Genomic DNA, 3,149 nt, shown 5'->3' with positions numbered 1-3,149 from the left:
GCCGCGGTGTCCGCGCCGGGCAGCCGCCAGGTCCGCTCCAGAAGCCGGCGGGCGTGCGCGGAGGCCAGGAAGGCGGGCAGCGTGCCGTCCTCCCGGGCGAGCGCCGCCAGCCGGTACAGCCCGGGACCGAAGCCGGCTCGCTCCCCGGGCAGCACGAGTGCCCGCACCAGTTGTTCGTACGCTCCGGCGTACCGGCGTCTGCGCAGCGCGCCCGGCGCCCGGCCGTCCGGCCTGCGCCCCCACAGCGCCAGCTCGTACGCGCCGCGCCAGGCGGGCGACGGCCGCTCGGGCCCCGTGCCCTCCGGGCCGGTCAGCAGGTACAGCTCGAACCCGTGCTCCGGCAGGCCCTCGGCCAGCCGGTCGCACCAGCCTCCGGTGCCACGCTGGGGATGCGGACGGGCACCCTCGGTGAGCAGGGCAACGCGCACGGGAGACCTCCAGGGCAGAGCGGATTCGCTGGGCGGGATCGCGGACGGATCGACGGACGGCAGGACGGCCCGGGCAGTCGCCCGGGGCGCCCCCGCACGGCGGCGGGGACGGTCGGGACCGGGGAGTCCGGTCGGCCCGGGCCGGCGTCGCGGGTGCCTCCGTGCGGCCCGCCGGCGGCCCGGTCGCGGACGCGCCGCGTTCCGGTCCCCCGCCCGCTCCGGCGGTCGGGCCCGACCCGCCGGGCCCCTCGGCCGCGGCCACCCTCCGGCTCCTCCGGCGGCCGCGACTCCCCCACACCTGTTCGGTCCGACAGCAGAAAGGTAGGACCGGCCCGGGCCGATCCATCGGTCACATGCCTGCCTGCCACCTGATCGAGTGAACCGCCGTGACCTCGGCCCGAGCCGGGCCGTTACCGGGCGGCATGCGCGGTCGCCCGCGCGGCCCCGCACGGGCGCGCGCTCTGCCCGCCGCGGTGCGCGCTCAGCCCCCGGTGTGCGCGATCAGTTCCCGCACCGCCCGGGCGACCTCCTCGGGGTGCTCCGTCATCGCCACGTGCCCGGACTCCGGCAGCACCAGCAGCCGGGCGTCCGCGAAGGCCGCGCAGGCGCGGCGGGCCGAGCGGTAGGAGACCAGCTTGTCGCGCAGCCCGTAGACCAGCAGCACCGGTGCCTCGACCTGCTCGGCCTGCCGCCACAGCGCCTGGTCGCCGCGCTCGGTGTACGCCGAGACGATGCCGCGGGCCGAGCCGACCAGCGCCTGCATCGCGTGCGGCACCTCCAGCCGGCGTCGGTACTCGGCCACCGCACGGGCCCGGGTCGCCGGGCTCAGGCCGTCCGGGTCGCCGTAGACCAGCCGCAGCAGGTCCTCGGTGGCCGCCTCGACGTCGCGCCCGCCCGTGGACAGCCGGCGCAGCAGCGCGGGCACCCCGGGCACCGCGAGCAGACCGGTCGGCCAGGCGGAACGCTGCGGGGGCAGCTCGGGCAGGGCCGGGGAGACCAGGGTGAGGCTGCGCACCAGGTCCGGGCGCAGGGCCGCCAGCCGGACGGCGACCGCGCCGCCCAGCGAGTTGCCGAACAGGTGGACCGGGCCGCGGCCGGAGGCCTCCAGGTAGCCGATCACCGCGCGCACGTGTCCGGAGACGGTGAGGTTGCCGTCGGCGGGCGGGTCGGAGTGGCCGAAACCGGGCAGGTCCACGGCCTCGCCGTCGACCTGTCCGGAGAGCCGGCCCATCAGGGCCTCCCAGTTGGCGGCGGAGCCGCCGAGGCCGTGCACGAAGAGCCCGGGCTCACGCCCGTCGGCGGCGCCGTCGTCGGCGGGGCGGTGCACCGCGAGCACCGCACCGGGGACCTCGACCGTACGTACCTGCTGCTCAGCGCTGCTCATGGTGGACGATGGTAGTGAGCCCCGGTCGACCGCCCCGAGGTGGTCCGGCCGTCGGCCGCCTCCGTCACACCACTGCCGAGGCCGAGGTCAGCGCCGTATTGTGGGCTCCTGACAACCAGGCCGACCGTCTTTTCTCGCCTTCGCCGAACGCGGGCGCGGTTACCGAAAAGTAGAATCGGCCATCTTGCCAGCCGCGAACAGACCCGAAGTGAGGAGCGCCGTGACGGCCATCCAGGAGGCGCAGGAGCGCCCGCGCGGTGCCCGCCTGCCGCGAAGCGCCCGCCGTGAACAACTGCTCGGTGCCGCCCAGGAGGTGTTCGTCGCGCAGGGCTACCACGCGGCTGCCATGGACGACATCGCCGACCGCGCCGGGGTCAGCAAGCCGGTGCTCTACCAGCACTTCCCGGGGAAGCTGGAGCTCTACCTGGCGCTGCTGGACAAGCACTGCGACGCCCTCGTCGAGTCGACCCGCGAGGCTCTGTCGACGACCACCGACAACAAGCAGCGGGTGGCCAACACCATGGAGGCGTACTTCAACTACGTCTCCAGCGAGTCCGGCGCCTTCCGGCTGGTCTTCGAGTCGGACCTCACCAACGAGCCGGCCGTGCGCGAGCGGGTCGAGCGGGCCTCCGAGGCGAGCGCGACGCTGGTCAGCAAGGTGATCCAGGAGGACACCGACCTGCCCGAGGCGGAGTCCAAGCTGCTCGCCGCCGGGGTCTGCGGTCTGGCCCAGATCACCGCCCGGTACTGGCTCTCGCAGGGCCTGGAGATCCCCCGCGACGAGGCGGTGCGGCTGGTCGCCAGCCTGTCGTGGCGCGGGCTGAAGGGCTTCCCGATGCACTCGGGCGAGCAGCCCGGCGAGGGCGCTGCCCACCAGGGCTGATCCGCCGACCTTCGCCTGGCCGGTGATCCGGTGCTCTATGGTGAAGCCGTACGGCGCGGTCGCCGCGAACGCTTGTCCAGGCGGTCGGGTGGCCGTGCGTGGAGGCTGCAACCCCGGAGGGACGGAAGCCGTGGAGGTCAAGATCGGCGTGCAGAACGCGCCGCGCGAGATCGTGATCGAGAGCTCGCAGACTGCCGATGAGGTCCAGAGCGCGGTCGCGAAGGCGCTGGAGGGCTCGGAGAAGATCTTCGCGCTGTCCGACGAGCACGGCCGCCGCATCATCGTCCCGGCCGAGCGCCTGGCGTACGTGGAGATCGGCGAGCAGGCCGCCCGCAAGGTCGGCTTCGGCACCTCCTGAGGCGCCGCCGCACAGAGGATCGTCCGGTGCCCCGTTCCCGCGAGGGAGCGGGGCACCGCCGCGTGTACGGCCGGGCGGGACAGGGTACGGCGGGGG

At 75.1% G+C, this 3,149-nt stretch carries 4 protein-coding genes; 2 read left to right on the top strand and 2 right to left on the bottom strand.

What is annotated here, in order from left to right; all coding sequences use genetic code 11:
* Together ACFU7Y_RS42200 and ACFU7Y_RS42195 are read right to left on the bottom strand one after the other, a co-directional pair.
* A partial coding sequence (locus ACFU7Y_RS42200; protein ID WP_380771739.1) for a DUF3492 domain-containing protein occupies positions 1–428 on the bottom strand: 428 nt, incomplete at its 3' end.
* Between the two features lie 481 nt (positions 429–909).
* A complete protein-coding gene (locus tag ACFU7Y_RS42195; protein ID WP_224285172.1) occupies positions 910–1,812 on the bottom strand; it encodes an alpha/beta fold hydrolase in 903 nt (300 codons plus the stop codon).
* 220 nt (positions 1,813–2,032) lie between these two features.
* On the opposite strand from ACFU7Y_RS42195, the gene ACFU7Y_RS42190 reads away from it, so the two are divergent.
* Positions 2,033–2,695: a TetR/AcrR family transcriptional regulator gene (locus ACFU7Y_RS42190; RefSeq protein ID WP_224285173.1), complete on the top strand. Its 663-nt coding sequence runs from the start codon at positions 2,033–2,035 to the stop codon at positions 2,693–2,695.
* Between the two features lie 130 nt (positions 2,696–2,825).
* Positions 2,826–3,053 carry a DUF3107 domain-containing protein gene (locus tag ACFU7Y_RS42185; RefSeq protein ID WP_224285174.1) on the top strand — a complete coding sequence of 76 codons (228 nt, stop codon included), beginning with the start codon at positions 2,826–2,828 and terminating at the stop codon, positions 3,051–3,053.
* Positions 3,054–3,149 lie beyond the last annotated feature (96 nt).

Source organism: Kitasatospora sp. NPDC057542, assembly GCF_042801945.1.
Classification (GTDB): domain Bacteria; phylum Actinomycetota; class Actinomycetes; order Streptomycetales; family Streptomycetaceae; genus Kitasatospora.
This window is presented reverse-complemented; position numbering and strand designations above follow the sequence as displayed.